Raw genomic sequence first — 6284 nt, 5'->3', positions numbered from 1 at the left:
GCGGATGCGGACGTGCCCCAGACGTGGTCGGAGCCCCGCTCCGGACGTGAAGGACGACTCCTCGGTGACGACGGCATCCCCGTCGAGGTCGCCGAAGAGGACGTCAAGGCCCCCAGGACCCACTGGGACATGCTGCTCGAACGCCGTTCGCGCGAGGAACTCGAGGAGCTCCTGCAGGAGCGCCTGCAGTTCCTGCGTGCTCGACGCGGCGCCTGACACCGCACCTGAACAGGACGACGCCCGCCCCGGTCTGCCGGGGCGGGCGTCGTCGTGTTCGGTGACCGCGTCGTCAGCGGCGGCCGGAGCCGTCGCTGGTGCGGTGTCCGGAGGCGTCCGGACCGGCGTCCGTCGGGGCGGCCTGGTGCTCGTCCGCCGCGGCGTGCGTCGGGGCGGCGTGGTGCTCGTCGGCCGCGGCGTCACGAAGCTCGTCCGCCGCTGCCTCGTCGGAGGCCGCGAGGTGCGCGTCGACGCTGCGGTTCGACTCGGCCAGGCGCTGGTCGAGCTCGGACTCGGGGACGATGTCCGCCGCGGTGGCGTCCGGGCGGGGCACCGACGCGGCAGCCGCGTCGGCTGCGGCGGTGTTCGCGAGGCTCTCGTTGGCGAGCTTCGAGATGCGCGACAGGAAGTCGCCGCCGGCGGCGCCGCCCGCGACGGGTCCGCTGCCGGTGCGGCCGGTCGTGAAGCCCTTGGCGATGCCGGACAGCGCCTCGGTGAACTCGCTCGGGATCATCCAGAGCTTGTTCGCGCTGCCCTCGGCGATCTTCGGCAGCGTCTGCAGGTACTGGTACGACAGGAGCTTGTCGTCCGGGTCGCCGGTGTGGATGGCGTCGAACACCGTGGCGATGGCCTGTGCCTCACCCTCGGCGCGGAGGACCTGGGCCTTCGCGTCACCCTCGGCCGCGAGGATGGCGGCCTGCCGCTGCCCCTCGGCCTCGAGGATCTGGGACTGCTTCGTGCCCTCGGCCTGCAGGATCGCCGCACGACGGCTCCGTTCGGCGCGCAGCTGCTGTTCCATCGCGTCCTGGATCGACACGGGCGGCTCGATGGCCTTGAGCTCGACGCGGCCGACGCGGATGCCCCACTTGCCGGTCGCCTCGTCGAGCACGACGCGGAGCTGGCCGTTGATGTTGTCTCGGCTGGTCAGCGCCTCTTCGAGGTTGAGGCCACCGACGACGTTGCGGAGCGTGGTGGTCGTGAGCTGCTCGACCGCACCGAGGTAGTTCGCGATCTCGTACGTCGCCGCACGGGCGTCGGTGACCTGGAAGTAGACGACCGTGTCGATCGAGACGACGAGGTTGTCCTCGGTGATCACCGGCTGCGGCGGGAAGGACACGACCTGCTCGCGCATGTCGAGCAGCGGCCGGAGCCGGTCGATGAACGGCACCAGGAGGTTCAACCCCGGGTTGAGGGTCTTGTGGTACTTCCCGAGGCGTTCGACGATGCCCGCGGTCGCCTGCGGCACGATCCGGATCGCGCGGGACAGGACGACGATCACGAAGATGACGACGACCAGGATGAGGACGAGCAGAGCGATCGTCCCGGCTGAGATGGTCACGAGGTGGCCCTTTCTCCGAGGCGGACGACAGCCGTCGACCCCTCGATGGACTCGACGACCACGGGGGTCCCGAGCGGCGGTGTTCGGTCTGTGGAGCCGGCGGCGATGCGGGCGCTCCAGGTCTCGCCGTTGGCGAGGCGGACCTGTCCGGGCGACGACGCGGTGAACGCGACGGCGACGGTGCCGGGCAACCCGATGAGGCCCTCGACGTTGGTGCGGTGCGGGTCGGCGTTCCGGCCGAGCGCGGTCAGCAGGCGCGGGCGCACCAGCAACAGCAGCAGCAGGGCGACGCCGGCAGCGACGATGGCGGACAGCCACCACGGGGCACCGAGCAGGGCGGCGACGAGGCCCCCGGCGGCGCCGGCCGCGAGCATGATGAAGATGAAGTCGAGCGTGAAGATCTCGACCACACCCAGCAGGAGCACCAGTCCGATCCAGACGACGGTCTGGATCCAATCGATCCCGTTCACGCGATCTCCCTCCCTCGGTCGCGCGCGGCTGCTCGCTGCGTCGCGACGGCCGGTCCAACTCCGTTCAACATATCACCTCAGTGCTGCGGGTGCCCGGTGGTTGGTAGGCTCGTCGGCGGCCGAACCGCCGAACCAGACCTGGAGAACACGACTGTGAGCAACCCCCTCGCCCCCGGATCCCTCGCCGACAAGCGCGCCCTCGTCACGGGGTCGTCCCGCGGCATCGGAGCCGACACCGTCGGGTACCTGGCCGAGGCCGGCGCCAAGGTCGTCGTGAACTACCGGAACAAGGCCAAGCGTGCCGAGCAGATCGCCGAGAAGATCGTCGCGGCAGGCGGATCGGCCCTGGCGGTCGGCGCGGACCTCACCGACCACGACTCCGTCCAGGCCATGGTCGACACGGTCGTGGGGGAGTGGGGCGGCATCGACCTGCTCGTGCTCAACGCCTCGGGCGGCATGGAGTCCGGCCTCGGCGAGGACTACGCCCTCCGACTGAACCGCGACGCACAGGTCGACATGCTGCAGACCGCCGTCCCGCACATGCCCGCCGGCTCACGGGTCGTGTTCGTCACGAGCCACCAGGCGCACTTCGTCGAGACGGCCGAGACGATGGACGAGTACGTCCCGGTCGCCAAGAGCAAGCGTGCCGGCGAGCTCGCCCTGCGCGAGCTCGTGCCGCAGCTCGACGCCGCGGGCATCGAGTTCGTGGTGGTGTCCGGCGACATGATCGAGGGCACGATCACCGCGACCCTCCTCAACCGCCTCAACCCGGGAGCGATCGAGGGGCGCCGTGCCGAGGTCGGCAAGCTCTACAGCGTCTCCGAGTTCGCCGCCGAGATCGCTGCGGCGGCCGTCGAGCCGATCCCCGCCGACCACACCAAGCTCGTCGGCGACGTCAGCGGCTTCGTCGGCTAACGTCGGACGGGTGACTGCGAAGCCCGGCCTGCGCCGCACCTCCCGGATCATCCTGCTCGACCCCGACGGTCGCGTGTTCCTCATGGACACCAACTCACCGTCGTCGGACGGCGCCCACCGCTGGATCACGCCGGGCGGTGGCGTCGACCCGGGCGAGGACCACCGCGACGCGGCGATCCGCGAGCTGCGCGAGGAGACCGGCATCGTCATCGACGAGCCGGGGGAGCCGGTGTGGTCCTGGGACTTCACCGTCGAGTGGGACCTGGCCGACCACGACCGCGGCCACGCGGAGTTCTACGTCGTCCGGACGCCCGGCTTCACGCTGTCGGACGCCGAGTGGACCGATGACGAGCGGGTGGACATCCTGCGCGCCCGGTGGTGGACGGCGGACGAACTCGACGCGACGGACGAGCCGTTCGAGCCGGCGGAGCTCCCCGAGCTGGTCCGCCGCTACACGACGACCTGATCCCCGCTCGTTGCGGACCGGAACCACCCTCTGGAGCGTCCGTTCCGCTCCGGAACCGTCCTGTGGAACGTGACACGTCACCGCTACGCTGTGGTCATGGAACCGAGCGCCGAGCACGCCGCCGACAGCCACGACCGCATCAGGGTCCGGGGTGCGCGTGAGAACACGCTCCGGGACGTCGACGTCGACCTGCCGAAGCGACGACTGACGGTCTTCACCGGCGTCTCCGGTTCGGGCAAGAGTTCCCTGGTCTTCGCGACGATCGCGGCCGAGTCGCAGCGCATGATCAACGAGACGTACAGCGCCTTCGTGCAGGGGTTCATGCCGTCGCTGGCGCGTCCGGACGTCGACGTACTGGACGGGCTCACCACGGCGATCGTCGTCGACCAGGAACGCATCGGTGCCGACCCACGGTCCACCGTCGGCACCGTGACGGACGCGAACGCCATGCTCCGCGTCCTCTTCAGCCGGCTGGGCACGCCGCACGTCGGGGGACCGAACGCCTTCTCGTTCAACCTCGCGACCGTGACCGCGGGTGGCGCGATCACGGTGCAGAAGGGCAAGGACGCCAAGGCCGAGAAGGTCTCGTTCTCGCGCCTCGGCGGCATGTGCGCCGACTGCGAGGGTCGCGGGATGGTGACCGACATCGACCTCACCCAGCTGTTCGACGACACGAAGGCGCTGTCCGACGGTGCGATCACGGTCCCGGGCTACGGCACCGACGGCTGGAACGTCCGGATGTTCGCCACGTCCGGGTACTTCGACAAGGACACCCCGATCCGGGACTTCACCGACGCCGAGCGAGCGGACTTCCTGTACCGCGAGCCGACGAAGCGGAAGATCGCCGGCATCAACATGACGTACGAGGGACTCGTTCCGCGCGTGCGCCGCTCGCTCCTGCAGAAGGACCGCGAAGCGATGCAGCCACACATCCGGGCGTTCGTGGACCGCGCGGTCACCTTCACCACCTGTCCGGCGTGCGGGGGCACCCGGCTGAACGACGTCGCCCGCTCGTCGACGATCGCCGGCAAGAGCATCGCGGACGTCTGCGCCATGCAGATCACCGACCTGGCCACCTGGCTGCACGGACTCGACGAGCCGACCGTCGGGCCGTTGCTCGACGGCCTCCGCGACGCCGTCGACTCCTTCGTGGAGATCGGTCTCGGCTACCTCTCGCTCGACCGTCCGACCGGGACGCTGTCCGGGGGAGAGGGGCAGCGCGTCAAGATGGTCAAGCACCTCGGCTCGTCGCTGAGCGACGTCACGTACGTGTTCGACGAGCCGAGCACCGGCCTGCACCCGCACGACATCGAGCGGATGAACGCGCTGCTGCTCCGGCTCCGTGACAAGGGCAACACGGTGCTCGTCGTCGAGCACAAGCCCGAGGTCATCGCGATCGCGGACCACGTCGTCGACCTCGGACCCGGTGCGGGCAAGGACGGTGGCACGCTCTGCTACGAGGGGCCGGTCGACGGCCTGCGCTCGAGCGACACGGTGACCGGTCGGCACCTGGACGACCGGGTGCGCGTGAAGGACGTCGTGCGCGAGCGGACCGGCGTGCTCGCGATCCGCGGTGCCGACGCCCACAACCTGCAGGGGATCGACGTCGACGTCCCGACCGGGGTGCTCACCGTCGTGACGGGTGTCGCGGGCTCCGGCAAGAGCACGCTGATCCACGGATCACTGGCACCCCGCGACGGTGTCGTCGCGGTCGACCAGGGTGCGATCCGGGGGTCGCGTCGGAGCAACCCGGCGACGTACACCGGACTGCTCGAACCCATCCGCAAGGCGTTCGCCAAGGGCAACGGTGTGAAACCCGCCCTGTTCAGCGCCAACTCCGAGGGCGCCTGCCCCGCGTGCAACGGTGCCGGTGTCGTCTACACCGACCTCGGCATGATGGCGGGGATCGCGACCCCGTGCGTCGAGTGCGACGGCAAGCGGTTCGACCAGTCGGTGCTCGAGTACCGGCTCGCCGGCAAGGACATCAGCGAGGTCCTCGCCATGCCCGTGGCCGACGCGGCGGCGTTCTTCGCAGCAGGGGAGTCGCGGATCCCCGCGGCGCACGCGATCCTCGCCCGACTCGTCGACGTCGGTCTCGGGTACCTCACCATCGGCCAGCCGCTCACGACCCTGTCCGGCGGCGAGCGGCAGCGACTCAAGCTCGCGATGCACCTCGGTGACCCCGGCGGCGTCATCGTGCTCGACGAGCCGACCACCGGGCTGCACCTGGCGGACGTCGAACAGCTGCTCGGGCTGCTGGACCGGATGGTCGAGGCCGGCCGGACCGTCGTCGTCATCGAGCACCACCAGGCCGTGATGGCGCACGCCGACTGGCTCATCGACCTCGGCCCGGGCGCGGGTCACGACGGTGGTCGTGTGGTCTTCGAAGGCACCCCGGCCGCACTCGTCGCGGCGCGGTCGACGATCACGGGGGAGCACCTCGCCGCCTACGTCGGAACCTGAAACGGGGTACGGCGGACCACGAGGAACCTGAGCGCCAGCTGGCCGAGCGGTCTAGGGTCCGGGCTGACGCTCACGCCCTCTGGTCCGCGGCTGCCCGGCCGTCGAGAGCGTCCCTGACCGAAGGAGCTCTTCATGTCCACGAATGGATACCCGCCCGCACGGAACGGTGCTGCGCCGGCCGCGAGCGGTGGCAACGGCATCGCGATCGGTTCGCTCGTCCTCGGCATCGTCGGGGTCGTCTTCTCGTTCCTGTTCGTCTGGATCGGTCTCATCGCGGGGATCGTCGGCCTCGTGCTGGGGATCATCGCCCGTCGTCGTGCGGTCGGCAGCCGTGGGATGGTCCTCGCCGGCATCGTCCTGAGCGCCATCGCGATCGTGCTGTCCATTATCCTGATCATCGTCGCGCTGGCGGTCG

At 70.2% G+C, this 6284-nt stretch carries 6 protein-coding genes and 1 pseudogene; 5 read left to right on the top strand and 2 right to left on the bottom strand.

Going from position 1 to position 6284, the window contains the following annotated elements:
• The coding region (locus I5E_RS26475; protein ID WP_022907288.1) for an RNA polymerase-binding protein RbpA at window positions 1–216 on the top strand (216 nt) is incomplete at its 5' end.
• Between the two features lie 73 nt (window positions 217–289).
• Here the strand turns inward: I5E_RS26475 and I5E_RS12540 are convergent.
• Together I5E_RS12540 and I5E_RS12535 are read right to left on the bottom strand one after the other, a co-directional pair.
• Entirely contained in the window at window positions 290–1555 is a 1266-nt protein-coding gene (locus I5E_RS12540; protein WP_042723840.1) for an SPFH domain-containing protein, read from the bottom strand.
• Window positions 1552–2025, bottom strand: coding sequence for an NfeD family protein (locus tag I5E_RS12535; RefSeq protein ID WP_042723839.1), 474 nt, complete (start codon window positions 2023–2025; stop codon window positions 1552–1554). Before I5E_RS12535 ends, I5E_RS12540 begins: the two co-directional genes overlap by 4 nt.
• A 153-nt stretch (window positions 2026–2178) precedes the next feature.
• Between I5E_RS12535 and I5E_RS12530 the strand changes: the two genes are divergently transcribed.
• The 4 genes and pseudogenes from I5E_RS12530 to I5E_RS21740 all read left to right on the top strand — a co-directional run.
• Window positions 2179–2940 carry an SDR family oxidoreductase gene (locus I5E_RS12530; protein ID WP_022907286.1) on the top strand — a complete coding sequence of 254 codons (762 nt, stop codon included), beginning with the start codon at window positions 2179–2181 and terminating at the stop codon, window positions 2938–2940.
• Between the two features lie 10 nt (window positions 2941–2950).
• A complete protein-coding gene (locus tag I5E_RS12525) occupies window positions 2951–3406 on the top strand; it encodes an NUDIX hydrolase (RefSeq protein WP_022907285.1) in 456 nt (151 codons plus the stop codon).
• A gap of 96 nt (window positions 3407–3502) precedes the next feature.
• Window positions 3503–5869 (top strand): ATP-binding cassette domain-containing protein, encoded by a 2367-nt coding sequence (locus tag I5E_RS12520; protein WP_022907284.1) that lies wholly within the window; start codon window positions 3503–3505, stop codon window positions 5867–5869.
• Window positions 5870–6001: 132 nt separating this feature from the next.
• Window positions 6002–6284: pseudogene (locus tag I5E_RS21740) on the top strand (hypothetical protein); the annotation flags it as partial.

Source organism: Curtobacterium sp. B18 (assembly GCF_000333375.1).
In the GTDB taxonomy this organism is placed as follows: domain Bacteria; phylum Actinomycetota; class Actinomycetes; order Actinomycetales; family Microbacteriaceae; genus Curtobacterium.
The sequence above is the reverse complement of the archived record's forward strand: the minus strand, read 5'-3'. Positions and strand labels throughout refer to the sequence as shown.

Bases quoted from the DNA above. Each gene is read 5' to 3' on its own strand.
- I5E_RS12520 (WP_022907284.1), top strand. From the start codon at position 3,503: ATGGAACCGAGCGCCGAGCACGCCGCCGACAGCCACGACCGCATCAGG.